This is a genomic window from Rhodanobacter sp. UC4451_H18 (genome assembly GCF_052978225.1).
The window spans coordinates 3,434,838-3,461,136 of the sequence record NZ_CM129663.1 but is presented as its reverse complement, the minus strand read 5'-3'; the positions used below and the strand labels follow the sequence as shown (position 1 = coordinate 3,461,136).

The 26,299-nt window shown below is 68.2% G+C and carries 26 protein-coding genes; 22 read left to right on the top strand and 4 right to left on the bottom strand.

Annotated elements, in window-relative coordinates; genetic code table 11:
- Window positions 1-100 precede the first annotated feature (100 nt).
- Window positions 101-694, bottom strand: coding sequence for a hypothetical protein (locus ACVCMG_RS15505; RefSeq protein ID WP_447114505.1), 594 nt, complete (start codon window positions 692-694; stop codon window positions 101-103).
- Between the two features lie 116 nt (window positions 695-810).
- On the opposite strand from ACVCMG_RS15505, the gene pyrH reads away from it, so the two are divergent.
- From pyrH to ACVCMG_RS15430, 15 genes are all read left to right on the top strand, one after another.
- A complete protein-coding gene (gene pyrH / locus ACVCMG_RS15500; protein ID WP_395119731.1) occupies window positions 811-1,527 on the top strand; it encodes a UMP kinase in 717 nt (238 codons plus the stop codon).
- A 69-nt stretch (window positions 1,528-1,596) separates the two neighbouring features.
- Window positions 1,597-2,154 (top strand): ribosome recycling factor, encoded by a 558-nt coding sequence (gene frr / locus ACVCMG_RS15495; protein WP_447098380.1) that lies wholly within the window; start codon window positions 1,597-1,599, stop codon window positions 2,152-2,154.
- A 17-nt stretch (window positions 2,155-2,171) separates the two neighbouring features.
- On the top strand, window positions 2,172-2,927 hold the full coding sequence (gene uppS / locus ACVCMG_RS15490; RefSeq protein ID WP_447098379.1) for a polyprenyl diphosphate synthase: 756 nt from the start codon (window positions 2,172-2,174) through the stop codon (window positions 2,925-2,927).
- A gap of 157 nt (window positions 2,928-3,084) precedes the next feature.
- On the top strand, window positions 3,085-3,900 hold the full coding sequence (locus ACVCMG_RS15485; RefSeq protein WP_447114504.1) for a phosphatidate cytidylyltransferase: 816 nt from the start codon (window positions 3,085-3,087) through the stop codon (window positions 3,898-3,900).
- A 2-nt stretch (window positions 3,901-3,902) separates the two neighbouring features.
- Complete coding sequence (locus tag ACVCMG_RS15480; protein WP_447106501.1) at window positions 3,903-5,078, top strand: 1-deoxy-D-xylulose-5-phosphate reductoisomerase; 1,176 nt, start codon at window positions 3,903-3,905, stop codon at window positions 5,076-5,078.
- A gap of 36 nt (window positions 5,079-5,114) precedes the next feature.
- Entirely contained in the window at window positions 5,115-6,461 is a 1,347-nt protein-coding gene (gene rseP / locus ACVCMG_RS15475; RefSeq protein WP_447114503.1) for an RIP metalloprotease RseP, read from the top strand.
- 195 nt (window positions 6,462-6,656) lie between these two features.
- Entirely contained in the window at window positions 6,657-9,077 is a 2,421-nt protein-coding gene (bamA, locus tag ACVCMG_RS15470) for an outer membrane protein assembly factor BamA (RefSeq protein WP_395119737.1), read from the top strand.
- A 150-nt stretch (window positions 9,078-9,227) separates the two neighbouring features.
- Window positions 9,228-10,256, top strand: coding sequence for a UDP-3-O-(3-hydroxymyristoyl)glucosamine N-acyltransferase (lpxD, locus tag ACVCMG_RS15465; protein ID WP_447106502.1), 1,029 nt, complete (start codon window positions 9,228-9,230; stop codon window positions 10,254-10,256).
- A complete protein-coding gene (gene fabZ / locus ACVCMG_RS15460) occupies window positions 10,249-10,716 on the top strand; it encodes a 3-hydroxyacyl-ACP dehydratase FabZ (protein ID WP_395119739.1) in 468 nt (155 codons plus the stop codon). The genes lpxD and fabZ overlap by 8 nt, the downstream gene beginning before the upstream one ends.
- 2 nt (window positions 10,717-10,718) lie before the next feature.
- A complete protein-coding gene (lpxA, locus tag ACVCMG_RS15455) occupies window positions 10,719-11,507 on the top strand; it encodes an acyl-ACP--UDP-N-acetylglucosamine O-acyltransferase (RefSeq protein WP_447114502.1) in 789 nt (262 codons plus the stop codon).
- Window positions 11,508-11,570: 63 nt separating this feature from the next.
- Window positions 11,571-12,791: a lipid-A-disaccharide synthase gene (gene lpxB, locus ACVCMG_RS15450; RefSeq protein ID WP_447114501.1), complete on the top strand. Its 1,221-nt coding sequence runs from the start codon at window positions 11,571-11,573 to the stop codon at window positions 12,789-12,791.
- Window positions 12,784-13,437: a ribonuclease HII gene (gene rnhB / locus ACVCMG_RS15445; protein ID WP_395119742.1), complete on the top strand. Its 654-nt coding sequence runs from the start codon at window positions 12,784-12,786 to the stop codon at window positions 13,435-13,437. The genes lpxB and rnhB overlap by 8 nt, the downstream gene beginning before the upstream one ends.
- A 98-nt stretch (window positions 13,438-13,535) precedes the next feature.
- Entirely contained in the window at window positions 13,536-14,063 is a 528-nt protein-coding gene (locus ACVCMG_RS15440) for a TlpA family protein disulfide reductase (RefSeq protein ID WP_395119743.1), read from the top strand.
- Window positions 14,064-14,168: 105 nt separating this feature from the next.
- Window positions 14,169-17,708: a DNA polymerase III subunit alpha gene (gene dnaE / locus ACVCMG_RS15435; RefSeq protein ID WP_447114500.1), complete on the top strand. Its 3,540-nt coding sequence runs from the start codon at window positions 14,169-14,171 to the stop codon at window positions 17,706-17,708.
- Between the two features lie 52 nt (window positions 17,709-17,760).
- Window positions 17,761-18,429 carry a hypothetical protein gene (locus tag ACVCMG_RS15430; protein WP_447114499.1) on the top strand — a complete coding sequence of 223 codons (669 nt, stop codon included), beginning with the start codon at window positions 17,761-17,763 and terminating at the stop codon, window positions 18,427-18,429.
- Between the two features lie 12 nt (window positions 18,430-18,441).
- On the opposite strand, the gene ACVCMG_RS15425 is transcribed toward ACVCMG_RS15430, so the two are convergent.
- Entirely contained in the window at window positions 18,442-18,816 is a 375-nt protein-coding gene (locus ACVCMG_RS15425) for a YajD family HNH nuclease (RefSeq protein ID WP_447114498.1), read from the bottom strand.
- Between the two features lie 160 nt (window positions 18,817-18,976).
- Here ACVCMG_RS15425 and ACVCMG_RS15420 point away from each other — a divergent pair, with 160 nt between their 5' ends.
- The 5 genes from ACVCMG_RS15420 (at window position 18,977) to ACVCMG_RS15400 (ending at window position 23,375) form a co-directional block, all read left to right on the top strand.
- A complete protein-coding gene (locus ACVCMG_RS15420; RefSeq protein WP_395119747.1) occupies window positions 18,977-19,933 on the top strand; it encodes an acetyl-CoA carboxylase carboxyltransferase subunit alpha in 957 nt (318 codons plus the stop codon).
- Window positions 19,934-20,113: 180 nt separating this feature from the next.
- Window positions 20,114-20,848 carry an NYN domain-containing protein gene (locus tag ACVCMG_RS15415; protein WP_395119749.1) on the top strand — a complete coding sequence of 245 codons (735 nt, stop codon included), beginning with the start codon at window positions 20,114-20,116 and terminating at the stop codon, window positions 20,846-20,848.
- Entirely contained in the window at window positions 20,845-22,146 is a 1,302-nt protein-coding gene (gene tilS, locus ACVCMG_RS15410) for a tRNA lysidine(34) synthetase TilS (RefSeq protein WP_447114497.1), read from the top strand. The genes ACVCMG_RS15415 and tilS overlap by 4 nt, the downstream gene beginning before the upstream one ends.
- A gap of 76 nt (window positions 22,147-22,222) precedes the next feature.
- Window positions 22,223-22,483 (top strand): exodeoxyribonuclease VII small subunit, encoded by a 261-nt coding sequence (locus tag ACVCMG_RS15405; RefSeq protein WP_395119751.1) that lies wholly within the window; start codon window positions 22,223-22,225, stop codon window positions 22,481-22,483.
- The gene (locus ACVCMG_RS15400) at window positions 22,467-23,375 is read left to right on the top strand and encodes a polyprenyl synthetase family protein (protein ID WP_447114496.1); all 909 of its coding nucleotides are present in this window, start codon (window positions 22,467-22,469) and stop codon (window positions 23,373-23,375) included. The genes ACVCMG_RS15405 and ACVCMG_RS15400 overlap by 17 nt, the downstream gene beginning before the upstream one ends.
- 54 nt (window positions 23,376-23,429) lie before the next feature.
- Here the strand turns inward: ACVCMG_RS15400 and ACVCMG_RS15395 are convergent, their stop codons facing one another.
- A complete protein-coding gene (locus ACVCMG_RS15395) occupies window positions 23,430-23,864 on the bottom strand; it encodes a DUF4870 domain-containing protein (protein WP_395119753.1) in 435 nt (144 codons plus the stop codon).
- Between the two features lie 119 nt (window positions 23,865-23,983).
- Window positions 23,984-25,351 carry a metalloprotease PmbA gene (gene pmbA / locus ACVCMG_RS15390; RefSeq protein ID WP_447098365.1) on the bottom strand — a complete coding sequence of 456 codons (1,368 nt, stop codon included), beginning with the start codon at window positions 25,349-25,351 and terminating at the stop codon, window positions 23,984-23,986.
- A gap of 93 nt (window positions 25,352-25,444) precedes the next feature.
- Between pmbA and ACVCMG_RS15385 the strand changes: the two genes are divergently transcribed.
- Window positions 25,445-25,729 carry a DUF1653 domain-containing protein gene (locus tag ACVCMG_RS15385; protein WP_395119755.1) on the top strand — a complete coding sequence of 95 codons (285 nt, stop codon included), beginning with the start codon at window positions 25,445-25,447 and terminating at the stop codon, window positions 25,727-25,729.
- Window positions 25,726-26,277 (top strand): ribosome biogenesis factor YjgA, encoded by a 552-nt coding sequence (gene yjgA, locus ACVCMG_RS15380; RefSeq protein WP_395119756.1) that lies wholly within the window; start codon window positions 25,726-25,728, stop codon window positions 26,275-26,277. The genes ACVCMG_RS15385 and yjgA overlap by 4 nt, the downstream gene beginning before the upstream one ends.
- The last annotated feature ends 22 nt before the right edge of the window (window positions 26,278-26,299 follow it).

Here is a 26,299-nt window from a genome sequence, read left to right as displayed (position 1 = left end):
ACCTCGGGCATCCATGCCCTCGCCATGGCCGGACTTTCAGAAAGAGCGGGTGCTTCGAACCAGGGGCCGCGGGAAACCGCGGCCCTTTTCGTTGTCGCGGTCAATCCCGGTAGGCGCCCAGGTCGCGACGATGGCCGAACTGCGTGACGTAGAACCCCAGCCGCCCGTGAAAGCCTCCCAGCGCCACCTCCACGCGATGGCGCGGATGGGCCTCGTAATAGGCCGAACTGGTGCAAAGGTGGTCGAACAGGAAGCCGGTCATGGGGCCGCCCCTCAACTGGTAGTCGCATTCCCGGCGCCGCCGGCGGTGAACGGTGTGCATCTGCACCGGCGGCATGAATGCGGCATCGCCCAGCATTCGCGTGACCCCGCCCGCCACCCCATGCGCCAGCGCGCACCAGATGAAGCCCGCAGCCAAGGCAGCGCAGAACGGTGCCGCCAGGAGCATTTTGGCGGTACCGCCCTGATAGGCTTCGTTGCGTCCGGTGAGATTGACCCACGCGAGCCACACCGTGACCGCCACGCCAAGCACCAGCGCCACGTAGAAGCTGGATCGTTCCACCCACGGCTCGGGCAGGAAGTCGATCCAGCCGCCGTAGAACGCCAGGGCCATCACGATCAGCGTGCCGTGGATGGCGATGCGTCGCCCGCGCGACGGCGCCGGGACCCCGTAATAAAGCGTGTTCCACCCCACCCGTTCGCTCCTTGAACCGAATCCGTCACGGCGACTTCAATCGACCGACGCAAGCTTACCCGAGAGCGGCTCTGCCGCTACAATGTGGCGGTTTGCCCCCACAATCCGGAGAACCCATGAGCACCCAGCCCAAGTACCACCGCATCCTGCTCAAGCTCTCCGGTGAAGCGCTGATGGGCGAGGCCGACTACGGCATTGATCCGAACGTGATCGGCCGGCTCGCCGAGGAGATCATCGAGGTGCGCCGCGCCGGCGTGGAAGTGGGCGTGGTGATCGGCGGCGGCAACATCTTCCGCGGCGCCGGCCTGGCCGCGGCCGGCATGGATCGCGTCACCGGCGACCACATGGGCATGCTCGCCACCGTGATGAACGCGCTGGCGATGGCCGATGCGATCGAGAAGCGTGGCGGCTATGCGCGGGTGATGAGCGCGATCCAGATCCACGACGTGGCCGAGGACTACATCCGCCGCCGCGCGATCCGCCACATCGAGAAGGGCCGCATCGTGCTGTTCGCTGCCGGCACCGGCAATCCGTTCTTCACCACCGACTCGGCCGCGGCGCTGCGCGCCGTGGAAGTCGGCGCCGACCTGCTGCTCAAGGCCACCAAGGTCGACGGCGTCTACAGCGCCGACCCCGCCCGTGACGCGCACGCCATCCGCTACGAGCGGCTGAGCTACGAGGAAGTGATCCAGCGCAACCTGCAAGTGATGGACACCGCCGCGATCGCGCTGTGCCGCGACCACGGCATGCCGCTGCGCATCTACGACATGAGCGTGCCCGGCAGCCTGATGCGCATCATGGGCGGCGAGTCGATCGGCACGCTGGTCGGCTGAGTCGGCCCGCGGGGGCGACGCCCGCCACTGCTATAATCACGCGTTGCCAGATTCACCGGGGTACGACACATGCTCAACGACATCAAGAACGATGCCCAGGCCCGCATGGGCAAGAGCATCGACTCGCTCAAGCACGACCTCACGCGTATCCGCACCGGCCGCGCCAGCACCACGTTGGTCGACCACATCAAGGTCAGCTACTACGGCGCGGAAACGCCGCTGTCGCAGGTCGCGTCCGTGACGCTGGCCGATGCGCGCACCATCCTCATCACGCCGTGGGAAAAAAACATGGTGGCGCCGATCGAGAAGGCCCTGATGGCATCGGACATCGGCATCACGCCGACCACCGCCGGCACCGTGATCCGGCTCAACATGCCCGCGCTCACCGAGGAGCGTCGCAAGGAGCTGGCCAAGCACGTGGGCCATGAGGGCGAGAACGCCAAGATCGCCATCCGCAACGTGCGCCGCGATGCCCTGCAGCAGGTCAAGGACCTGCTCAGGGACAAGCAGATCACGGAGGACGAGGATCGCCGTTTCGACGACGAGATCCAGAAGCTCACCGATCGCGCGGTCAAGGACGTCGATACCGTGGTCAAGGCCAAGGAAGAGGAGCTGATGGCGCTCTGAGCGCCATCGCACCCCGCATGCCGGCCGCCACGGCTGCCCGGGTTCCCCGCCATGTCGCCATCGTGATGGACGGCAACGGGCGCTGGGCCCGCGCCCGGCACCGTCCGCGCAGCTTCGGCCACAACGCCGGGCGCCGCGCGGTGCGCGAGGTGATCGAAGCCTGCCTGCGCGAAGGCGTGCCGGTGCTGACCCTGTTCGCCTTCTCCAGCGAAAACTGGCAGCGCCCGCAGGACGAGGTCAGCGCGCTGATGAACCTGTTCGTGCGCGCGCTGGACAAAGAAGTGGAGGAACTGCACGGCCACGGCGTGCGCCTGCGCTTCATCGGCGACCTGGACAGCTTCGACGAGCCGCTGCGCCAGCGCATGCGCGCGGCGACGGACCGCACCGCCGGCAACGCGGCGCTGCAACTGAATATCGCGGTGAGTTACGGCGGCCGCTGGGACATCGTGCAGGCCTGTCGCCACGCTGCCGCGGCAGTCGCGCATGGCGAGTTGCGCGCCGACGAGATCGACGAATCACGGCTGGGCCAGTGGATGAGCCTGGCCGAGCTGCCGCCGCTGGACCTGTTCATCCGCACCGGCGGCGAACGCCGCATCAGCAACTTCCTGTTGTGGCAGGTCGCCTACGCCGAGCTGTACTTTACCGATACGTTGTGGCCCGATTTCGACCAGGCTTGCCTGCGCGAGGCCATCGCCGACTACGCTTCGCGCGAGCGCCGCTACGGCCGCACCAGCGCGCAGCTGGCCCCTGCCCCCCAGGAGCGTGGGCGATAGAAACCAAGGGGCTATGGCTTCGCGCTTTTGGCCAGCTTTTCCGCTCCTTCTCGTCAGATAGCTACGGCTATCTTCCTCAAACGATCGAAAAACCTGACTCAAAATCGCTTTGCCTCGCTCCCTTGGTTTCTACCGCCCACGCTCCTAGAGGATTTCCATGCTGCTTCAGCGCATTCTCACCGCCCTGGTGCTCGCGCCGCTGGCGATCCTGATCGTCCTGCTGCCGCCGACCGGCGTCTTCGGCGCGATCGTGGCCGTGGCTTTCCTGGCGGCATGGGGGGAATGGGCCCAGCTGAGCGGCCTGCATGGCCGTGCCCGGGTGGCCTTGCTGATCGTGGCCGCCGGCGTGTTCGTGCTGCTTTGGCTGGCGCGCGACAGCGCGTGGCTCGACTGGCTGCTGGTCGCTGGCGTGGCATGGTGGCTGGTGGCCTGCCTGTGGCTGCGCCACTTCGCGTTCGCCGCCGCGCCCACGCGCGACAACACCGCGCTGAAACTGCTGGCCGGCGCATTCGTGATCTTTCCGGCCTGGGTCGCCCTGGTCCGCATCCATGGCCACTCGCCGCACGGCCCGTGGTGGACCTTGCTGGCGCTGATGATCGTGTGGGCCTCGGACATCGGCGCCTACGCCGCCGGCCGCGCCTTCGGCAAGCGCAAGCTGGCGCCGCATATCAGCCCGGGCAAGACCTGGGCCGGCGCCTACGGCGCGCTGGTCGCCGGCGTGCTGCTGGCGCTGGTCGGCGCCTGGCTGCTCGACGTGCGTGATGTGCGGTTGCTGGCGCTGGCGCTGCTGGCGGCGGCCACCGTGTCCATTTCTATCGTCGGCGACCTGTTCGAGAGCCTGCTCAAGCGGCATGCCCAGGTGAAGGATTCGGGCAGCATCTTTCCCGGCCATGGCGGCCTGATGGATCGACTGGACAGCGTGTTCGCGGCACTGCCCATTTTCGCCGCCGGCTTGTGGCTGCTGCAGTTGTGACGATGCGCACGGTCGCTGTCCTTGGTGCCACCGGCTCGATCGGCGGCAGCACGCTGGACGTGATCGCGCGCCATCCGGAGCGGTTCCGCGCCAGCGTGCTCACCGCGAACCACCGCGTCGAGGCGCTGGTCGAACTGTGCGCTCGTCACCGGCCGGACCTGGCCATCGTCGCCGATCCCGCGCACGAGCGCGAACTGGCCCGGCGCCTGGTCGACGCCGGGGTGCGCTGCGACGTCGCCAGCGGCCCGGACGCGCTGGTCACCGCGGCGGCCGGCAACCTGTGCGACACCGTGGTGGCGGCCATTGTCGGCGCCGCCGGGCTGGAGTCGACCCTGGCCGCCGCGCAGGCCGGCAAGCGGCTGCTGCTGGCCAACAAGGAGTCCATCGTGATGGCCGGCCCGCTGCTGCTGCAGGCGGTCGAGCGCGGTGGCGGGGTGCTGGTGCCGGTCGACTCCGAGCACAACGCGTTGTTCCAGTGCCTGCCGGGCGGTCGCCCCGCACTGGCCCGCAGTGGCGTGCGCCGATTGATCCTGACCGCGTCCGGCGGCCCGTTCCGCGGCCGCAGCCGCGCCGAGCTGGCGCATGTCACGCCCGACCAGGCCTGCAAGCATCCCAATTGGGTCATGGGCCGCAAGATCTCGGTCGACTCGGCCACCCTGATGAACAAGGGGCTGGAGGTGATCGAGGCGCATCACCTGTTCGCCGCGCCGGTCGAGGCTATCGAGGTGGTGGTGCATCCGCAGAGCCTGATCCACTCGATGGTCGACTACGTCGACGGCTCCGTGCTGGCGCAACTGGGCAACCCGGACATGCGCACCGCGATCGCCCACGCGCTGGCCTGGCCGGAGCGGGTCGAGTCCGGGGTCACCCCGCTCGACCTCGCCGCCTGCGCGCCGCTGCAGTTCGAGGCGCCGGATCTGGCCACCTTCCGCTGCCTGGCGCTGGCCTTCCAGGCGCTGCGCGCCGGTGGCGATGCCCCGACCGTGCTGAGCGCGGCCAACGAGGTGGCGGTGGAGGCCTTCCTCGCCGGCACGCTGGCGTTCCTGTCGATCGCCGACGTGGTCGAGGCGGTGCTTGCGGAACTGCCGGCGCAGCCGGTGGTCGATATCCCGACCCTGCTCGAGCGCGACCGGGCGGCCCGCGAGGCGGCCCGGCGCGTACTGCGCAGGGCTTGCTGATATTCTTGTCCCGATGACTTTCCGCTGCGGTACTTGATGACTTCCTTTTTCGGCTCGGTGTTCTGGTTGCTGGTCACGCTCGGCGTGCTGGTGACCTTCCATGAGTTCGGCCACTACTGGGTCGCGCGGCGCTGTGGGGTCAAGGTGCTGCGGTTCTCGATCGGCTTCGGCAAGGCGATCTGGAAGCGCATCGGCCGCGACGGCACCGAATACTGGATCGCGGCGATCCCGCTGGGCGGCTACGTGAAGATGCTGGACGCGCGCGAGGGCGAGGTCGACCCGGCCCTGCGCGACCAGGAGTTCACCGGCAAATCGGTGTGGAAACGCATCGCCATCGTGGCGGCCGGGCCGGGCTTCAACGTGATCTTCACCATCGCCGCGCTGTGGCTGATGTTCATGCTCGGCCGGAGCGACTACGCGCCGATCGTCACCGCCACGCCGGACAGCATCGCCGCCGAGGCAGGCATCCAGCCGGGCGACCGCATCCTCAGCGTCAACGGGCGCCAGGTCTCCACCTGGAGCGATTCGATGGACGCGGTGGGCAACGCGCTGCTGGCGCTGACCCCGCTGCCGCTGACGGTGCGCCACGCCGACGGCCAGACCCGCGAACTCGTGCTGCCGCTGGACCGTCTGCCGGCCGGCCAGCCGATCGACCAGTACTTCGGCAAGCTCGGCTTGCGCCTGGCGCCGCCGCCGGCGATCGCCGGCACGGTCAAGCCCGGGCAACCGGCGGCCCTGGGCGGCATCCAGGGCGGCGATCGCATCGTCAGCATCAACGGCCAGCCGGTGGGCGATTTCGACAGCCTCGGCAAGCTGGTGCAATCGGCGGCGGCCACATCGCCGCGACTGTCGATCGGCGTGCTGCGCGACGGCCGGCTGCTGACCCTCGCGGTCACCGCGACATGGGAGTCGCTCGGCGACCAGCCGGCGAAGTGGATGCTGGGCGTCGCCCCGCCGCCACCGGAGCCGGCCACCGTGCAGTACTCGCCGGCGCGCGCACTGGGCGCCGCGTTCACCACCACCTGGCGCAATACCCGGCAGACCTTCGGCATGATCGGGGAGATGCTCAGCGGGCACGCCTCGACCAAGAACATCTCCAGCGTGATCGGCATCGCCCAGTACGCCAATGCGTCGGCGCAGATGGGGCTGGCGTGGTTCCTGCAGTTCCTGGCGATGGTGTCGCTGAGCCTGGCGATCCTGAACCTGCTGCCGATCCCGGTCCTCGATGGCGGGCACCTGCTGTATTATCTGATCGAACTGGTCAAGGGCAGCCCGGTCAGCGAACAGGCCATGATCATCGGCCAGTACATCGGTCTGGTCCTGCTGTTCAGCCTGGTCGGATGGACGCTATTCAACGACATCCAGCGAACCCTGCTGTCGTGATGCGCATCGCCATCGCCCTCGACCACCTGGCGATCCGCCAGACTGCGCCGGCCGTGCTTGCCCGGGCCGACGCGGTCCGCGACAACTCCCGCTGGAATGCAGCGCCCCTTTTCGCGACGGGCTCATCCCCCGCCGCATGCGTTGACGGAGCGGCCGCGCTGGCCGCCCCGTCAAACTAACCCAACGGAACCGACGATGAAGCGTATCGCCGCGCTGATCCTGCTTGCCTCCCTTGCCGCCAACGCGTACGCGTTCGAGCCCTTCGTGATCTCGGACATCCGCATCGACGGCCTCAGCCGCATCGCGGCCGGCACGGTGTACAACTACCTGCCGGTGAACAAGGGCGACCGGCTCACCAACGCCGAGGCGGCACGCGCCATCCGCGCGCTGTACCAAACCAAGTTCTTCAGCGACGTGGAGCTCGACCGCGACGGCAACATCCTGGTGATCAAGGTGGTCGAGCGGCCGTCCATCGCCAAGCTCAACATCCGCGGCAACCACGACATCAAGACCGACGACCTGAAGAAGGGCCTCAAGCAGACCGGCATCTCCGAAGGCGAGACCTTCGACCGGCTGGCCATCGACGGCGTGCAGCAGGAGCTGATCCGGCAGTACTACAACCGCGGCAAGTACAACGTGTCGGTCGAGCCGCACGTGACCCGGCTCGACCGCAACCGTGTCGCCATCGACATCGAGATCCGCGAGGGCAAGGCCGCCAAGATCCGCGAGATCAACATCCTCGGCAACCACGCCTACACCGACAAGCAGATCCGCGACGATTTCGAGTCCGGCACACCGAATCTGATGTCGTGGTACTCCAAGAATGACCAGTACTCGCGCGAGAAGCTTTCCGGCGACCTGGAGAAGCTGCAGTCCTACTACATGAACCGCGGTTACGCGGATTTCGGCGTGGATTCGACCCAGGTCAGCATCTCGCCGGACAAGCGCAACATGTACATCGACGCCAGCATCAAGGAAGGCGACATCTACAAGGTCACCGACGTCAAGCTGCTCGGCGACCTGATCCTGCCGGAAAAGACGATGCGCCAGCTGGTGTTCGTCAAGGAAGGCGACATCTTCAACCGCGGCGCGATCGAGAACTCCAGCAAGGCGATCAAGGCGGTGCTGTCCAACATCGGCTATGCCTACGCCAAGGTCACGCCGATCCCGAAGCTGGACAAGGACAAGCACACGGTCGACCTGACCATGTACGTCGAGCCGGGCCAGCGCGTGTACGTGCGCCGCGTGATCTTCTCCGGCAACACCAAGACCGAGGACAACGTGCTGCGTCGCGAGATGCGCCAGCTCGAAGGCTCCATGTACTCGCAGGCCGCGATCGACCGCTCGAAGATCCGCCTGCAGCGGCTGGGCTACTTCAAGAAGGTCGACATCGACAAGAAACTGGTGCCCGGCTCGCAGGACCAGGTCGACGTCAGCGTCAAGGTCGAGGAGCAGGCCGCCGGCAGCATGCAGTTCGGCATCGGCTACTCGCAGTACGCCGGCATCATCCTCAACGCCTCGTTGAGCCAGAACAACCTGTTCGGCAGTGGCGACAGCTTCTCGGTGAGCGGCTCGCGCAGCACCTACCAGACCAGTTTCGGCGCCAACTACTACAACCCGTACCTGACCGACAACGGCATCGGCATCGGCTACAGCGTCAACTATTCCAAGACCGACTACGGCAACACCGACTACGCCAACTACAGCACCAGCGCCAAGGGCTTCTCCACCTACCTGGGCATCCCGATCAGCGAAACCGACGGCGTGCGCGTGGGCCTGGGCATCAGCAGCAACAAGGTCAACCTGTTCCCCGGCTACAGCCCGCGGGACCTGATCGACTACCAGAACCAGCTCGGCAACAAGACGATCCATTCGTGGACCGGCACGCTGGGCTGGAACCACGACACCCGCAACGGCTTCTGGGCGCCCACCCGCGGCGGCCTGCTGCAGGCCCAGGCGGATGTCGCCCTGCCCGGCTCCACCGTGCAGTACTGGAAGCTCACCGCCGAGGCCAACCATTACTGGCCGATCGGCAAGGGCTTCGTGCTCTACCTGGACGGCCAGGTGGGCTACGGCAAGACCTATGGCAAGAACGGCATCAGCGACGACCAGTTCGCCGTGCTCAAGGCCGCCACCGAAGCGCAGCGCGGCGCAGGCTACGTGATGCCCGACCTGCGCCAGGATTTCCCGTTCTTCGCCAACTTCTCCGCCGGCGGCGTGCGCGACGTGCGCGGCTTCCAGGACAACACCCTGGGCCCACGCGTGTGCATCGACGGCAGCTCGCCGGACGCGCGCGGCAACTGCCTGGGCGCCTACTGGGCGCAACCGATCGGCGGCTCGTTCAAGGTGCTGGGCACCGCCGAGCTGTACCTGCCGCTGCCGTTCCTGAAGGACATCAACACCGCGCGCGTGTCGCTGTTCACCGACGTCGGCAACGTCTACCGGGATTACCAGAGTTTCGACGCCAGCACGCTGCGCGCCTCGGCCGGCGTATCGCTGCACTGGCAGGCGCCGATCGGCCCGCTGATCATCAGCCTGGCCGTGCCGTTCCGCTCGCAGCCGTCGGACGGTCATTACGAGGAGCGCATCCAGTTCACCTTCGGCAGCCAGTTCTGACCATCGGCCGGTGCGGGCGCCGCCACGTGCGGAGCTGCCGGCGTATCGAAGGAAAACGCGGCGATGCCGCGTTTTCTTTTTCGTCGTCCGGGCACACCTGCGTCGTGCGGTGCCACGCCCTACAATGACGCGCACCGTCCGGAGCCACGCATGAACGCCATCCACTACTCGGCAGCCGAACTGGCCGCGCGCTTCGGCCTCGACGTCCGCGGCGACGGCACGCGGATGGTGAGCGGCGTGGGCACGCTCGGTGGCGCCGGTGCCAGCGAGTTGAGCTTTCTTTCCAACAGCAAATACACCGCGCAGCTGCTGTCCACCCGCGCGGGCGTGGTGGTGCTGCGCGAGGAGAACCTCGCCGATTGCCCGGCCACCGCGCTGATCGCCAGGGACCCCTACGTCGCCTACGCGCGCATCGCCGCGCTGTTCGAGCGCCTGCCCGCCGCACCGGCTGGCGTGCATCCCAGTGCCGTGGTCGCCGCTTCCGCGCGCGTCAGCGCCGGCGCCAGCATCGGCCCGTGTTGCGTGATCGAGGCCGATGCAGTGGTCGAGGACGGCGCCGTGCTGGGGCCACATTGCATCATCGGCGAGGGCTGCACGGTGGGGGCGCAATCGCGGCTGGTGGCCCGGGTCACCCTGGTCACGCGCGTCATCCTGGGTCGCCGCGTGCTGGTGCATCCCGGCGCGGTGATCGGTTCGGACGGCTTCGGCCTGGCCTTCGACACCGACCACTGGATCAAGCTGCCCCAGTTGGGTGGGGTACGCATCGGCGATGACTGCGAGATCGGCGCCAACACCACGATCGACCGCGGCACGCTGGACGACACCGTGCTGGAAGAAGACGTGCGGCTGGACAACCAGATCCAGATCGCCCACAACGTGCACGTGGGCGCGCACACCGCAATGGCCGGATGCGCCGCCGTGGCCGGCAGTGCCAGGATCGGCCGCTACTGCCAGATCGGAGGCAATGCGGGCGTGCTCGGCCATCTCGAGCTGGCCGACCGGGTTACCATTACCGCCAAGAGCCTGGTCACCCATTCGATACGCGAACCGGGCGAGTACTCCTCCGGCGTGCCGCTGCAGGAAAATCGCCTGTGGCGCAGGAATGCGGCGCGATTCAAGCATCTGGACGAATACGCGCGCCGTCTGGCGGCACTGGAAAAGGACAAGAGCAATGACTGAGGAAAATTTCGAGATCACCCTGCCGGTGCAGGTGGAGCAGATCCAGCGCCTGCTGCCACACCGCTACCCGTTCCTGCTGGTCGACCGGGTGATCGAGGTCGTGCCGGACGTCAGCGCGGTCGCGCTGAAGAACGTCACCATCAACGAACCGTTCTTCGATGGCCATTTCCCGGGCCATCCGGTGATGCCGGGCGTGCTGATCATCGAGGCGATGGCGCAGGCCGCCGGCCTGCTGACGCAGATCAGCCGCCGCATGAAGGGCGACGCGGGCAGCCCGTTGTTCTATCTGGTCAAGGTCGACAATGCGCGCTTCAGCGCCCCGGTGGTGCCGGGCGACCAGTTGCGCCTGGAAGTGAACCTGAAACGCCTGGTCCGCGGCATGGGCCTGTTCGCCGCGCGCACCACGGTCGACGGCAAGGAAGTGGCAAGCTGCGAACTGATGTGCGCCGCGAGGTCATGAACATGAGTGACAGCACCGCGATCCACCCCACTGCGCAGGTCGACCCGGCTGCCGTGATCGGCGCCGGCGTGCGCATCGGCGCCTATAGCGTCATCGGCGCGCAGGTGGAGATCGGCGACCGCACGGTGATCGGCCCGCACGTGGTGATCGAAGGCCCCACCCGGCTCGGGTGCGACAACCGCGTCGCCCAGTTCGCCTCGCTGGGCGGCGATCCGCAGGACAAGAAATTCGCCGGCGAGCGCACCGAACTGGTCATCGGCGACCGCAACCTGATCCGCGAATTCACCACCATCAACCGCGGCACCGGCGACGGCGGCGGCGTCACGCGCCTCGGCGACGACAACTGGGTGCTTGCCTACGTGCACATCGCGCACGACTGCCAGGTCGGCAATCACGTGGTGTTCTCCAACTATTCCGCCCTGGCCGGGCACGTGGAGATCGGTGACTGGACGATCCTCTCCGGCTATTCGGGCGTGCACCAGTTCTGCAAGGTCGGCGCGCACGCCTTCATCGGCATGGGCTGCCTGGTCGGCCACGACGTGCCGCCGTTCGTGATGATGGCCAACGAGCAGCAGGGCCGCCCGCGCGGCATCAACAGCGAAGGCCTCAAACGCCGGGGCTTCGATGCCACCCGCATCGCCGCGATCAAGCGCGCCTACCGCACCCTCTACATGGCCGGCCTCTCGCTGCCCGAAGCCCGCGAGAAACTCGCCGAGCAGGCGCGCGAAAGCGCCGACGTCATGGCAATGCTGGAGTTCCTCGACCACAGCGAGCGGTCGTTGGCGCGATAAGCGCGTCGCGCTTATCGCAAAATCAAGCACGCGCTCTGGCTCTCGCTTCACGACGGAGACGAAATGCAAAACACCGGCGTCTCCGCACCTGCCCCGCTGATCGCCATCCTCGCCGGTGAGGATTCCGGCGACCAGCTCGGTGCCGACCTGATCGTCGCCTTGCGCCAGCGCTACCCGCAGGCGCGCTTCGTCGGCATCGGCGGGGCGCGGATGCAGCGCGAGGGCTTCGAGTCCTGGTACGACATCCGCGAGCTGTCGCTGTTCGGTTTCAGCGAGGTGATCAGCCACCTGCCGCGCCTGCTGCGTCTGCGCCGTTCCCTGGTCGCGCGCCTCAGGCAGGCCAGGCCGGCGGTGGTGATCGGCATCGACGCCCCGGATTTCAACCTCGGCGTGGAACGGCGCCTGAAGGAGGCCGGCTTGCGCACGGTTCACTACGTCAGCCCCTCAGTGTGGGCATGGCGCGAGAATCGCGTGGAGAAGATCGGTCGCAGCGCGGACCGCGTGCTGTGCCTGTTCCCGATGGAACCGGCGATCTACGCGCGCCATGGCATCGACGCGCGCTTCGTCGGCCACCCGCTGGCCGACCGCTTCGCGCTGGTCGCCGACCGCGTCGGCGCGCGCGAGGCGCTGCACCTGCCGCAGCAGGCGCCGGTGTTGGCGGTACTGCCGGGCAGCCGGATGTCCGAGGTGGATCGGCTGGGCCGGATTTTCCTGGATGCCGCGCAGCACGTTGCCGCAGTCGTGCCCGGCCTGCGCATCGTGGTCCCCGCCGCCAATGCACGGGTACACGCGCGATTGCAGGAACTGCTCGCCCGATTGCCGGCCAGCGAACCCGCGCCACTGCTGCTGGACGGCCAGGCCCACGAGGCGATGCTGGCCGCCGACGTGGTGCTGCTGGCCTCCGGCACCGCCACGCTGGAGGCCATGCTGGCCAAGCGGCCGATGGTGGTCGGCTACCGCGTGGCGCCGCTGAGCTATCGCATCGCGCGCGCCCTGAACATGATCAAGACGGACGTCTATTCGCTGCCCAACATCCTGGCCCGCGCCAGCGGGCTGGGCCCGGGGCCGTGGGTGCCCGAGCTGATGCAGGACGACTGCACCGCCGACAAGCTGGCCGCCGCCACGCTGGCCCTGTTCGGCGACAGCGAGCGCCGCAGCGCGATCGTGGCCGCCTTCGAATACCTGCACCAGGAACTGCGCGGCGACATGGCCGGCCACGCCGGCGAACGGGCCGCGACCGCGGTGGCGGAGCTGGTCGACGATCACGGCCGCGCCGATGGCTGAGCTTGTTCTCGACAGCCATCGCCCGCCGCCGCGCTCGCAGGCGGACGAGGACGGATCGGCGACCAGCCTGCTGGTCGCCGGCGTCGACGAAGCCGGTCGCGGCCCTCTCGCCGGTCCGCTGGCGGTGGCGGCGGTGATCCTCGATCCGGTCCGGCCGATCCGCGGCCTCGACGATTCGAAGAGGCTCAGCGAGGCGCGCCGCGAGGCGCTGTTCCCGCTGATTCTCGAACGCGCGCTGGCGTACTGCATCGTGCTGGTCGAGCCGGAGGAAATCGATTCGCTGAACATCTTCCGCGCCACCATGACCGGCATGCGCCGCGCCCTCGCCGGCCTGGCGCCCGCCGCGCAGCACGCGCTGATCGACGGCAACAAGCTGCCGCCGGACCTGCCCTGCCCGGCGCGCGCGATCGTCGGCGGCGACGCGCTGGAACCGGCCATCAGCGCGGCCTCGATCCTGGCCAAGGTCACCCGCGACCGCTTGATGGTGGAACTGGACGCGCTCCACCCCGGCTACGGCTTCGCCCTGCACAAGGGCTACCCCACGCCGGCCCACCTCTCCTCGCTGCAGCGGCTGGGGCCATGCCCACTGCACCGCCGCAGCTTTGCCCCGGTGCGCCTGCTGCTGGATCAGGCCAGCTTGTTCTGAGGCAAACATCGCGGCCGCGATTGCCGCACCCGGCCATCGCTTACACTGGCCTCTCGTGACCGCTGGTCCATGGATATGAAGGGGACGCCATGCGACGGATGAGCCTGCTCCTGGTCGCCTTGATGAGCTGCTTCGCCGCCACCGCGGGCGTGCGGCCCGGCGACGTGCCGCCGGATTCACTGGGGCCAACGATGGATGGACACACGGTGAGCCTGGCCTCGCTGCGCGGCAAGGTCGTGGTGATCAGTTTCTGGGCGACCTGGTGCGGCTACTGCATGAAGGAGATGCCGGTGCTGGCGAAGATGCAATCGCTGGCGACCGAGCGCGGCATGTCGCTGCAGGTGGTGGCGGTCAACTACAAGGAGGATCGCCGCGTCTTCCTGCGTGCCGCGCGCGCACTGGGCAAGAGCCTCCCCGAACTGCTGCTCACCTGGGATCGTCACGGCGCCATCGGCAAGCCGTATGACGTCACGGGAATCCCGGTGATGGTGATGCTGCATCGTGACGGCACCGTGGCCCATGTCCACGTCGGATATGGCGAAGACATGCTCGGTACGCTCGTCGAGGAGATCAACGCGTTGCTGCGCGAACCGCCGATCGCGGCACCGGTGCTCGCGCCGCGATGACCCCCGGTCGGCGCCGGCCCGCGCTTCGCGCAAACCCCGCGCAAGTCAATCTTGCCGCTGCCTGCGGCGGCGGGTAGCCTGCACGGATAACGCGCGCAGATTTGCATGACCGCCAGCTTCGCCCACCTTCACCTGCACAGCGAGTACTCGCTGGTCGACTCGACCATCCGCATCAAGGCGCTGGTCGCCGCCTGCGTGCGCGACGGCATCCCGGCGGTGGCGTTGACCGACGAATGCAACATGTTCGCGCTGGTCAAGTTCTACAAAGCCTGCAGCGCGGCCGGAATCAAGGCCATCGGCGGTTGCGACCTGCTGGTCTCCGCGCCGGACGATCCGCGCCCGTGGCGGCTGACCCTGCTGTGCCAGGACCATGACGGCTACCTCAACCTGTCGCGGCTGGTGTCGCGTGCCTGGCAGGAGGGCCAGCACGGCGGACGCGCGCTGATCGACGCCGGCTGGTTGCATGGCGAGGCCTGCAGCGGGTTGATCGCCCTGCTCGGCCGCGACAGCGAAGTAGCCCGCATCGCGGTGCACCAGGGCGGCGACGCCGCGCTGGCGAAACTGCGCGCGCTGGCACGACTGTTTCCGGATCGGCTGTACCTGGAGTTGACCCGCTGCGGCCGCGACGGCGAGGAGCTCTGGAACAGCGCCGCCCTGGGCCTGGCCGCCACGCTCGACTTGCCGGTGCTGGCCAGCAACGACGTGCGCTTCCTCAAGCAGGCCGACTTCGACGCGCACGAGGCGCGCGTGTGCATCAACCAGGGCCGCGTGCTGGCCGACCCCAAGCGCCCGCGGGAATACACCGACCAGCAGTACCTCAAGACGCCCGGAGACATGGCGACGCTGTTCGCGGACCTGCCCGAGGCACTGGCAAATACCGTCGAGCTGGCCAAGCGCTGCACGCTGGAACTCAAGTTCGGCAAGTACTACCTGCCCGACTTCCCCGTGCCGGCGGGCCACGACCTCGACAGCCACATCCGCGAACTGTCGCGGCAAGGCCTGGAACAGCGCCTTGCACTCGCGCCGCTGGCTGCCGGCCACTCGCGCGCGGACTACGACGCACGGCTCGAACGCGAGCTGGACGTCATCGTCAAGATGGGCTTCCCCGGCTACTTCCTGATCGTCGCGGACTTCATCAACTGGGGCAAGCAACACGGCATCCCGGTGGGCCCCGGGCGTGGTTCCGGCGCCGGCTCGCTGGTGGCGTGGGCGCTGAAGATCACCGACCTCGACCCGCTGCAGTTCGACCTGCTGTTCGAGCGCTTCCTGAATCCCGAACGCGTGTCGATGCCAGACTTCGACATCGACTTCTGCATGGATCGCCGCGACGAGGTGATCGACTACGTCGCGCGCAAGTACGGGCGCGACAAGGTCAGCCAGATCATCACCTACGGCTCGATGGCGGCCAAGGCGGTGCTGCGCGATTCGGGCCGCGTGCTCGGCATGGGTTACGGCCAGGTCGACAAGCTGGCCAAGATGATCCCGCCGCGACCGCTTGACCTGACCCTGTCCGACGCACTGGGCCTGTCGGAGAAATCGAAGAAGGAAACCGACCGCGTGGTGCGCGAGTTCTGCGACGCCTACGCGCAGGACGAGGACGCCCACGCGCTGATCGACCTGGCGCTGAGCCTGGAAAACCTCACCCGCAACGCCGGCAAGCATGCCGGCGGCGTGGTGATCGCGCCGACCCCGCTCACCGATTTCTCCCCGCTGTACTGCGAAGCCGGCGGCGGCGGTGTGGTCACCCAGTACGACAAGGACGACGTCGAGGCGGTCGGCTTGGTCAAGTTCGACTTCCTCGGCCTGCGCACGCTGACCATCATCGACTGGGCGGTCAAGGCGATCAACGCGCGCCGCGCGAAAACCGGCGAGGCGGTGCTGGACATCTCGGCGCTGCCGCTGGACGACCCGGCGCCGTACGAGCTGCTGAAGAAGGCGCAGACGGTCGCCGTGTTCCAGCTCGAATCCTCCGGCATGCAGCGCATGCTGAAGGATGCGAAACCCGATCGCTTCGAGGACATCATCGCGCTGGTGGCGCTGTACCGCCCCGGCCCGATGGACCTGATCCCCAGCTTCATTGCGCGCAAGCACGGCCGCGAGGAAGTCGAATATCCCGACCCGCGCGTCGAGCCGATCCTGAAAGAGACCTACGGCATCATGGTCTACCAGGAGCAGGTGATGCAGATGGCGCAGATCGTGGGCGGCTACACGCTCGGCGGCGCCGACCTGCTGCGCCGAGCGATGGGCAAGAAGAAAGTCGAGGAGATGGTCAAGCACCGCGCGATCTTCCGCGAGGGTGCGGCCAAGGACGGACTCTCGGGCGAAAAGGCCGACGCCATCTTCGACCTGATGGAGAAGTTCGCCGGCTACGGCTTCAACAAGTCGCACGCGGCCGCCTACGCGCTGGTCTCCTACCAGACCGCCTGGCTGAAGGCACATTACCCCGCCGAGTTCATGGCCGCGACGATCTCCGCGGACATGGACAACACCGACAAGGCGGTCACCTTCCTCAACGAAGCGCGCGCACTGGGCATCGTGGTGCAGCCGCCGGACGTCAATGCGTCCGAGTACATGTTCGTGGCGGTGGAACCCAAGGTCATCCAGTACGGCTTGGGCGCGATCAAGGGCGTCGGCCACGGCGTGTGCGAGGCGATCGTCGCCGAGCGCGCGCACGGGCGCTACACCGACCTGGCCGATTTCTGCCGCCGGATCGATCCGGGCAAGCTCAATCGGCGGGTGCTGGAGGCGCTGATCCTGTCCGGCGCGCTGGACGCGCTGGCGGCCAACCGCGCCAGCCTGATGCTCCAGCTTCCCGACGCGGTCAAGGCCGCCGAACAGCACCAGCGCGACCGGCAATCGGGCCAGAACGACATGTTCGGCGCGGCGATGGGCTCGGCCACGCCGGTACTCGAGATCGACTTGCCGACCGCGCCGGAGTGGCCGCTGGAACAACGCCTGCAAGGTGAACGCGACACCCTCGGCCATTACCTCTCCGGCCACCCCACCGACCCGTGGAAAGACGAGCTGGCGCAGCTGTCCACCTGCCCGCTGGGCGAGATCGTCGACCGCTACCAGCCGCCGAAGCCGCGCCGCAACGACGACGGCAGCGAGAACCGCTTCCGCCGCGGCCCGGACACGCCCTGGACCATCGCCGGCATGGTCGCCGCCGTGCGCAAGCGCGGCGACAGCGACGCGTTCGTGCGCATCGAGGACGGCGGCGGCGCCATCGAGGTGAGTTTCTTCGGCGAGATCTACCACCAGGCCGCGCCGCTGCTCACGCGCGGACAGTTGTTGGTCGTCGACGGCGGCCTGCGCATCGACGAATTCTCCGGCGGCGGTTTCCAGTTGCGCGCGCGCAGTGCCTGCTCGCTCGACGACGCCTGCCGCAGGCACGCGCGCCTGCTGCAACTGAAATTGAACGGCATCCACGCCGACTTCGCCGAACAACTGCAACGCACCCTGGCCGGCTACCGCGGGGGCCAGGCCAGCGTCACCCTGCACGGCTACCGCAACCGCAGCGCCCAGGCCGACCTGGAACTGGGCGAGGAATGGCGCGTGGACGCCATCCCCGCCCTGCTGCGCGCCGTGCGCGCGCTGCCCGGAGTGCAGGCCGCACGCCTGCGCATCGTCAAGCAGCAGGATTGAGACACCGCCGGGCGCATGTATCCACTGTCTGCGGGCACGCATGGAGAGACCGATGACCGTTGCCTATAAATGGACTTTCGCGCTGTTCGCGTTGGTTTTTTTCGGCGGCGTCCATGCGCAGCAGACACATCCCGACGCGCCGTTTCTGTGCGAGGGAGGCGATGGCAGCAGCGATCAGACGACACTCGCCGAAGTCGTCGGCGACGGACGCGCCCACTTCGTCGCGGGCACCGACGACTGCCCTTCCACGGCGGATCGCTGCCGGGAAAAGGCCTACCTGATCCCGGGTGACCAGGTACTGGCGGGCGACGTCCGCGGCGACTACGCCTGCGTCATGTTTCCCGACAACCAGGATGGACACGCCGGCTGGCTGCCGCGCAACCGCCTGCGGCCGGTGCTGGCGCAGCCATCACCGTCGGCATGGGAAGGCGACTGGGTGCAGGGGGACAACCGCATCACGATCCGCCATGACAACGGCATGTTGCGTGCCGACGGCGAAGCCTATTACCCGATGGCCGACCCGCCGCCGGACCAGTTCCCCGGCGGCCCCAACCTGGGCGCCATGGGCGGGGAGGCACGGCCCAGCGGCCATCACGCAACCTTTGTCGACGATGCGTGCGAGATGAGCGCCTTCCTGGTCGGGAAGTTTCTGGTGGTCAGCGACAATCACCAGTGCGGCGGACTCAACGTCCGCTTCGACGGCATCTATCGACGCAGGTAGGCCTTCGCGGGATTACTTGCCGCCCCGCTCCATCATCGCCTTCAGGTCGGCAAACGGATTGCCCGTCGCCGGCGGCGCTTCCTCCACTGCCATCACCCCGCCGCGCACGTGGTCGATATGCCGCGCGTGCTCGTTGTCGTGGCAGTACACGCACAGCAGTTCCCAGTTGCTGCCGTCGGGCGGGTTGAAGTCGTGATCGTGGTTGCGGTGGTGCACGGTCAGTTCCTGCAGATTGGCGCGCGTGAACTCGCGGGCGCAGCGACCGCACACCCACGGATACATCTTCAGCGCCCGCTCGCGATAGCCCAGCTCGCGCTGCTCGGCGGCGCGTCGCGCCTCGGCCACGATGCGGTCGAGTTTCGCGTTGTCGATGGGTTTGCTGGGCATGGCGGCGATCCGGCGGCGGGTGCTCGATGGGGCGGACGATAACGCAATCACCGCGCCCGCGGCAGGCATCTGTCGACCCGATCACGGCCATACGGCGCCGTTCTCGCCTTTTCTTGCGGAACGGTATACTTGAGCGCTTCCGTGCAATGAACAGCAACGAATGAACCCCAACTTCCTCGATTTCGAACAACCCATCGCCGAACTGGATGCGAAGATCGAGGAGCTTCGCCACGCCAGCGATGGCCAGGCGTTCAACATCGACGAGGAAGTGGCGCGCCTGCGGCAGAAGGTGAAGGTGAAGACGGCGGACATCTTCCGCAACCTCAATTCCTGGCAGACCACCCAGCTTTCCCGCCACCCGGCGCGGCCCTACACGCTCGACTACATCGGCGTGATCTGCGAGGAGTTCCACGAACTGGCCGGCGACCGCATGTACGCCGAGGACGCTGCCATCGTGGGCGGCCTGGGCCGCATCAACGGCCGGCCGGTGATGATCATCGGCCACCAGAAAGGCCGCGACACCAAGACCAAGGTGCGCCGCAACTTCGGCATGCCGCGCCCCGAGGGCTATCGCAAGGCGCTGCGCCTGATGCAGATGGCCGAGCGTTTCGGCTTGCCCCTGCTGACCCTGATCGACACCCCGGGCGCCTACCCCGGCGTCGGCGCCGAAGAGCGCGGGCAAAGCGAGGCGATCGCGCGCAACCTGCTGGAAATGGCCGAACTCAAGGTGCCGATCATCTGCACCGTGATCGGCGAGGGCGGCTCCGGCGGCGCGCTGGCGATCGGCGTCGGCGACCGCACCAACATGCTGCAGTACTCCACCTATTCGGTGATCTCGCCCGAAGGCTGCGCCTCGATCCTGTGGAAGAGCGCCGACAAGGTAAAAGACGCCGCCGAGGCCCTGGGCATGACCGCCCCGCGCCTGCTCGAACTGGGCCTGATCGACAAGCTCATCCGCGAGCCGCTCGGCGGCGCCCACCGCAACCCGCGCTCGATGGCGATCCGCCTGAAAGCCGTGCTGCTGAACCAGCTCGACGAGCTGCAGGCGATGCCGGTCCCCGACCTGCTCGAACAGCGCTACAAGCGCCTGCGCAGCTACGGGGCTTATCAGGAATAGCTCCCCTTGCCCCGTCCCTGCCTGTGCGGGTAGGAGCCCGCTCGCGGGCGATGCTTTCGCGAATCCCGATCCCCGACTCCCGGCTCCGAAAGCATCGCCCGCGAGCGGGTTCCTTCGGCAATGGCGGAAAGGCGGCGAAGCGCTACCATCGGCTCATTCTTTCCGACGGACTCGCGCGCCATGGCCCACGACAAGCTCGCCGTACTGATCGATGCCGACAATGCCCGCCCGGCGATCGTCGAGGGCCTGCTGGCCGAGATCGCCAAATACGGCACCGCCCACGTCAAGCGCATCTACGGCGACTGGACCAAGCCGGACTTGAACGGCTGGAAGGAAGCGCTGCTGCGCTACTCGATCCAGCCGATCCAGCAGTTCCGCTACACGGTCGGCAAGAACGCCACCGACTCGGCGATGATCATCGACGCGATGGACCTGCTCTACGCCGAGCGCTTCGACGGCTTCTGCATCGTCTCCAGCGACAGCGATTTCACCCGCCTCGCCTCGCGCATCCGCGAATCGGGGCGCATCGTCTACGGTTTCGGCGAGAAGAAGACGCCGGAGCCGTTCCGCACCGCCTGCGACAAATTCATCTATACCGAGGTGCTGGCTGGCACCAGCGAGACCGAAACCGAGACGGCACCGAAACAGCGCTCGGCCAAGGAACTGCGCGGCGACAGCAAATTGATGAACATGCTGCGCAATGCGATCGAGGCCGCGTCCGACGAGACCGGCTGGGCCAGCCTCGGGCCGGTCGGCAGCATCATCAACAAGCAGTCGCCCGACTTCGACTCGCGCAACTATGGCTACGCAAAACTGAGCGGCCTGATCAAGGGCATCGGCCTGTTCGACACCGAGGAGCGCCAGATCGGCAACGGCAAGCACATTTACGTGCGGTCCCGCGCCGACAAGAAATGAGCGACCCGCTGCAAGCCCATCTACTCGCGGCGCTGACCGCGACAGCACCCGCGCCGATCTGTGTCGCCTTCAGCGGCGGCCCCGATTCCAGCGCCCTGCTGCACGCGCTGGCCCGCGAACCGCTGGCCCGGGAACGCGGGTTGCGCGCGGCGCACGTCGATCATGGCTTGCATGCCGACAGCGCGCGTTGGGCGGCACACTGCGCTCGCTTCTGCCAGGACCTCGACGTGCCTTGCGCGCTGGTGCGCGTGGACGTGCCGCGCGATGGCGGCAAGGGCCTGGAGGCCGCTGCGCGGCACGTCCGCCATGCTGCGCTGGCCGACCTGCTGCACGATGGCGAGTGGCTGCTGTTCGGCCACCATCGCGACGACCAGGTCGAGACCGTACTGCTGAAATTGCTGCGCGGCGCAGGGCCGGAGGGCCTGGGCGGGATGCGCGTACGACGACCGTTCGGCGCCGGCCAACTCTGGCGCCCCCTGCTGGAGCTGCCGCGGGCCACGCTGCTCGACTACGTCGCCGCCCACCAACTCGACTGCATCGACGACCCCTCCAACGCCGACATCCGCCTCGCGCGCAATCGCCTGCGCCATGAAATCCTGCCGGGGCTGCTGCGTTACTGGCCGCAGGCCTGCGACTCGATCCTGCACAGCGCCGCGCTGAGCCGCGATGCCGCCGACGCACTGCGCAGCCAATGGCTCCCCGCGTTCGATGCCCTGCACGACCACGCCAGCGGCAGCCTCGACCTGCCCGGCTGGCGCGCGCTGCTGCCCGCATTGCGCGAACCGCTGCTCGACCACTGGCTGCACCTGCGCGGACTGGCCGCTCCCGGTGCGGCGCAGCGCCGGCAGATCGAGCGCCAGTGCGATGCACGTGCCGGCCAGTTGCCGTGCGTGCGCTGGGCCGGCACCGAGTTGCACATCTGGAAGCAGCGATTGTGGGCCCTGCCGACACAGGCACCGATCGACCCCGACTGGCAACAGCGCTGGAGCGGCGAACCGCTGGCGCTGCCGGACGGCGGCGAACTGGCGCTGACGGCGCCGGCCACCCGCCTGGCGCAACCGCTGCAAGTGCGCATGCGCCGCGGCGGCGAGCGCATCCGCCCGGCGGGCAACCCGCACACGCGCGAGTTGCGCAACCTGTTCCAGCAGGCGCAGATGCCGCCGTGGCGACGCGACGCGTGTCCGCTGCTGTATGCAGATGGCGACCTGATCGCCGTGGCCGACCGCTGGATCAACGCCCGCGGTGCCGAGCTGTTCGACCGCTGCGGCGCGCAGCCCCGCTGGCGCCCCGGACGCTGATCCAGATCACGCCCGCGGCTTGCGGCGACGCCGCGCCGATTGATTCGCCCGCCGCGCTGCGCTAGCGTTGCGGGCCATGGCCAAGACCGCTCCCAAGACCGTTGCCGACCCCGCTCCCGCCGTCGATTTCGAACACTCGCTCGACGAGCTGGAGCAACTGGTCACCCGGATGGAAGGCGGCGAGTTGAGCCTCGACGAATCGCTTGCCTCGTTCGAGCGCGGCATCGGCCTGTTCCGTCATTGCCAGCAGTCGCTGCAACAAGCGGAACTGCGCGTGCGCCTGCTGCTGGACCCCGATGCCCCCGACCGCGCCGAACCGTTTGAACCCGAACTCTGAGTCCGCCGAACTCGGCCCTGCCCTGCAGTCGCTGGTTGCCCGCGCCGAGCGCGCGCTGCAACGCTGCCTGCCCCCGGCCGCCCACGCCACCGACCATCTGCGTCGCGCCATGCACTATGCCGTGATGGGCGGCGGCAAGCGGCTGCGCCCGATGCTGGTCTACGCCACCGCGCACGCGCTGGACGAAGACGGTCCGGCACTGGACGCCGCCGCCTGCGCGGTGGAACTGATCCACGCCTACTCGCTGGTGCACGACGACCTGCCCGCCATGGACGACGACGCGCTGCGCCGCGGCCGGCCGACCTGCCACGTGGTGTTCGGCGAGGCGATGGCGATCCTCGCCGGCGACGCGCTGCAGGCGCTGGCGTTCGAGGTGCTCGCCGCCGAAGAGGCCGGTGCCATCGACGCCCGCGTGCGCATCGCGATGCTGCAAACGCTGGGTCGCGCCTGCGGCGCCGACGGCATGGCCGGCGGGCAGGCGCTCGACCTGGCCGCGGTCGGGTGTCCGCTGGAGCTGGCCGAACTGGAATACATGCATGGCTGCAAGACCGGCGCGCTGATCCGCGCCTCGGTGCGCCTCGGCGCGCTGGTCGCTGCGGCGGACGACGACGCGCTGCAGGCGCTGGACCGCTACGCCAGCGCCGTCGGCCTGGCCTTCCAGGTGCGCGACGACATCCTGGACGTGGAAGGCGACCCTGAAGTGATCGGCAAGACTGCCGGCAAGGACGCCGCCGCGGTCAAGCCCACCTTCCCCTCGATCATCGGCCTCGACGCCTCGCGCGCACGGCTGGCCGAACTGACCGATGCCGCGCTGGCGGCGATCACGCCGTGGGGCGCGCGCGCCGTGCTGCTGCAAGAGCTGGCCCGCTACGCGGCGCATCGCACGCGTTGATTCGCGGCAACGAAAAGGCGGCCCGCAGGCCGCCTTTTCAATCCACTCGCCGAACTACTTGATCAGGCGCAGCGTGAACGGGTAGCGATACGTCACGCCCTCGTTGGCCTTGATCGCGGCGATGATGGTGAACACCAGCCAGGCGATGCCGATGATGAACCACAGCGGGATCGCGATGACCAGGCCGATGCCGAACGTCATCACCGAGAGCAGGAACAGCACCACGAACGCGATGGCCACCGTGATGTTGAAGTTCAGCGCCTCCTTGCCCTGGTCGTTGACGAACGGCATGGTGTCCTTCTTGATGAGCCAGATCACCAGCGGGCCGATGAAGCAGCCCCAGCCGCCGCCCAGCGCACCGGTGAGGATCGCACCGAGCAGCGCGGACAGATGCGCAAACATCGCCCACTGTCTTTCCTCGGCAGGCGGAACGCCCGGCGCCGGATCGGTCGGCGCGGGCGGGATGACGGATTCGGGTGGAACGCTCATGCGCATCTCCTTCGACGTCGAAGCTCACCGGCCGCTTGCCGGTCGTGCCGATGCTAGCAAGGCTTGCGCCGCTTTGCCGCAAGAACCTGCCAACCGGCCCAACCCCGCCGGAGGCGCGGCTACTCGCCGGCGACGGTCATGCGATCGAGCAGGATCGAGCCGGTGAGGACCGGCGAGCGCGGATCGACATCGTCGCCAACCGCCACGATGCCGGCGAACATGTCGCGCAGGTTGGCGGCGATGGTGATGCCTTCCACCGGATGCACGATGCGGCCGTGCTCCACCCAGAAACCGGCGGCCCCACGCGAATAATCGCCAGTGACGATCGACACGCCCTGGCCCATCACCTCGGTGACCAGCAGACCGGTGCCCAGGCGCCGCAGCATGCCGGCGAAATCGGACGCCTCGCCATCGGCCGCGCCCGCGGCCACCACCAGATTGTGCACGCCGCCGGCGTTGCCGGTGGATTCCATGCCGAGCTTGCGCGCCGAATAGCTGCCCAGCATGTAGCGCGCCAGCACGCCGCCTTCGATCAGGGCGCTGTCGCGCGTGGCCACGCCCTCGGCATCGAAATTGGCCGAGCCCTGGCCGCGCTGAAGATGCGGCCGCTCGTCGATATTCAACCATGCAGGCATCACCGCCTGGCCCACATGGTCGAGCAGGAAGCTGGCCCGCCGATACAGCGAGCCACCGCTGACCGCCCCGAGCAGATGCCCGATCACGCCGCGCGCAAGCTCCGGCGCGAACAGCACCGGGCATTGCCGGGTGGACAGGCCGCGCGCCCCAAGCCGCGCCAGCGTGCGCTCGGCGGCCTTGTCGCCGAGCGCCTTCGCGCTGATGAAATCGCCCGCCGCGCGCACGCTGTCGTACCAGTAATCGCGCTGCATGCCATCCTCGTCGCCGGCGATCAGCGCCAGCGACAACGCGTGGCGAGTGCCGCGCTCGCGGCCCACGAAACCGTGCGAGTTCGCGTACACGGACAGACCCTGCCCGGCCTGCACGGAGGCGCCATCGGAGTTGCTGATGCCGGCATGTGCGCGCCCGGCATCCTCGATCGCGATGCCCAGCTCGATCGCCTGCGTGGTGTCGATGTCCCAGGGGTGCCACAGGTCCAGTTCCGGGAACGCGCTGGCCATGCGCGAGGCATCGGCCAGTCCGGCGGCGGGATCGGCCTCGGTGTAGCGCGCAATCGCGCAGGCCTGGTCCAGCGTCGCCTGGATCGAGTCGGGATGGAGGTCGGCCGTGCTCGCCGAGCCCTTGCGCTGGCCGAAATACACCGTGAGCCCGAAGCCGCGATCGCGGGTGTGCTCGACCGTCTCCACCTCGCCGAGGCGCACATTCACGCTGAGCCCGGTGTCGATGGTGGCGGCCACTTCGGCCTGGCTGGCGCCGGCGATCCGCGCGCGGCGGATCACGTCCTCGGCCAACTCGGCGAGTCGATCCAGTTCGGATGTACTGCTATCGCGGCTGACGACGGCTTCACTCACGTTGGTCTTTCCTGGGCAAGGGGCGGGTAGAATAGGCGGCTCGCAATCGCCAGAGCGTTCACATGGGGGCGCGGCGGGAGAATGAAAGGAGCCATGAGCCTTCCCTCGCCACCTGCCCCGGGCATCTATCGCCACTACAAGGGCCGGCGTTATCGCGTGCTGGGTACCGCGCGGCACAGCGAGACGCTGGAGTCGATGGTGGTCTATCAGGCACTCTACGGCGAACATGGCCTGTGGGTGCGGCCGGCCGCCATGTTCACCGAAACCATTGATCTGCACGGCACGCCGACGGCACGCTTTGCGCTGGAGCAGGCCGAAGCCGACCCCGCCGGCAACGCCGCCGACGATCCACCCGCCCCTGCCGGAATGAACCCGTGAGCCCCAGCCGCAGCCGCAACCAGACCGAACTAGACGAACAGGACTACGGCCCCAGCCGCACCCAGCAGCGACGCGAGGCGCTCGCCGTGCTGACGCTCGCCGGCCAACTGGTCGAGCTGCCCGCCAGCCGGCTGGCCAAGCTCGACCTCCCCGACGACGTGCGCCGCGAGATCGAGATCACCCGTCGCATCACCGCACACGGCGCCAGGAAGCGCCAGATGGCGTTCCTGGCCAAGGTCATGCGCCGCTTCGGCGAGGAGGATTTCGCCGCCGTGCGCGCCGAGCTCGGCGAGAACCGCGAGAAGCAGCGCCAGGACACCGCTGCGATGCACCGTCTGGAAGCGATCCGCGACCGGCTGGTCGACGGTGACGACGCGGCACTGGCCGAAGTGATCGCCGAACACCCGCAGGTCGATCGCCAGCACCTGCGCTCACTGGTGCGCCAGGCGCGGCTGGAGCGGGAGACGCCGAACAAGCCGCCCCGCGCCTTTCGCGAAATCTTCCAGTTGCTGAAGGAACTGACCGCCGGCAATTCCGACGCTTCCTGAGCGCGCCGACGCACGTCCGCGT

Bases quoted from the DNA above. Each gene is read 5' to 3' on its own strand.
- pyrH (WP_395119731.1), top strand. From the start codon at position 811: ATGAGCACCCAGCCCAAGTACCACCGCATCCTGCTCAAGCTCTCCGGT.
- frr (WP_447098380.1), top strand. From the start codon at position 1,597: ATGCTCAACGACATCAAGAACGATGCCCAGGCCCGCATGGGCAAGAGC.
- uppS (WP_447098379.1), top strand. From the start codon at position 2,172: ATGCCGGCCGCCACGGCTGCCCGGGTTCCCCGCCATGTCGCCATCGTG.
- ACVCMG_RS15485 (WP_447114504.1), top strand. From the start codon at position 3,085: ATGCTGCTTCAGCGCATTCTCACCGCCCTGGTGCTCGCGCCGCTGGCG.
- ACVCMG_RS15480 (WP_447106501.1), top strand. From the start codon at position 3,903: ATGCGCACGGTCGCTGTCCTTGGTGCCACCGGCTCGATCGGCGGCAGC.
- rseP (WP_447114503.1), top strand. From the start codon at position 5,115: ATGACTTCCTTTTTCGGCTCGGTGTTCTGGTTGCTGGTCACGCTCGGC.
- bamA (WP_395119737.1), top strand. From the start codon at position 6,657: ATGAAGCGTATCGCCGCGCTGATCCTGCTTGCCTCCCTTGCCGCCAAC.
- lpxD (WP_447106502.1), top strand. From the start codon at position 9,228: ATGAACGCCATCCACTACTCGGCAGCCGAACTGGCCGCGCGCTTCGGC.
- fabZ (WP_395119739.1), top strand. From the start codon at position 10,249: ATGACTGAGGAAAATTTCGAGATCACCCTGCCGGTGCAGGTGGAGCAG.
- lpxA (WP_447114502.1), top strand. From the start codon at position 10,719: ATGAGTGACAGCACCGCGATCCACCCCACTGCGCAGGTCGACCCGGCT.
- lpxB (WP_447114501.1), top strand. From the start codon at position 11,571: ATGCAAAACACCGGCGTCTCCGCACCTGCCCCGCTGATCGCCATCCTC.
- rnhB (WP_395119742.1), top strand. From the start codon at position 12,784: ATGGCTGAGCTTGTTCTCGACAGCCATCGCCCGCCGCCGCGCTCGCAG.
- ACVCMG_RS15440 (WP_395119743.1), top strand. From the start codon at position 13,536: ATGAGCCTGCTCCTGGTCGCCTTGATGAGCTGCTTCGCCGCCACCGCG.
- dnaE (WP_447114500.1), top strand. From the start codon at position 14,169: ATGACCGCCAGCTTCGCCCACCTTCACCTGCACAGCGAGTACTCGCTG.
- ACVCMG_RS15430 (WP_447114499.1), top strand. From the start codon at position 17,761: ATGACCGTTGCCTATAAATGGACTTTCGCGCTGTTCGCGTTGGTTTTT.
- ACVCMG_RS15425 (WP_447114498.1), bottom strand. From the start codon at position 18,816: ATGCCCAGCAAACCCATCGACAACGCGAAACTCGACCGCATCGTGGCC.
- ACVCMG_RS15420 (WP_395119747.1), top strand. From the start codon at position 18,977: ATGAACCCCAACTTCCTCGATTTCGAACAACCCATCGCCGAACTGGAT.
- ACVCMG_RS15415 (WP_395119749.1), top strand. From the start codon at position 20,114: ATGGCCCACGACAAGCTCGCCGTACTGATCGATGCCGACAATGCCCGC.
- tilS (WP_447114497.1), top strand. From the start codon at position 20,845: ATGAGCGACCCGCTGCAAGCCCATCTACTCGCGGCGCTGACCGCGACA.
- ACVCMG_RS15405 (WP_395119751.1), top strand. From the start codon at position 22,223: ATGGCCAAGACCGCTCCCAAGACCGTTGCCGACCCCGCTCCCGCCGTC.
- ACVCMG_RS15395 (WP_395119753.1), bottom strand. From the start codon at position 23,864: ATGAGCGTTCCACCCGAATCCGTCATCCCGCCCGCGCCGACCGATCCG.
- ACVCMG_RS15385 (WP_395119755.1), top strand. From the start codon at position 25,445: ATGAGCCTTCCCTCGCCACCTGCCCCGGGCATCTATCGCCACTACAAG.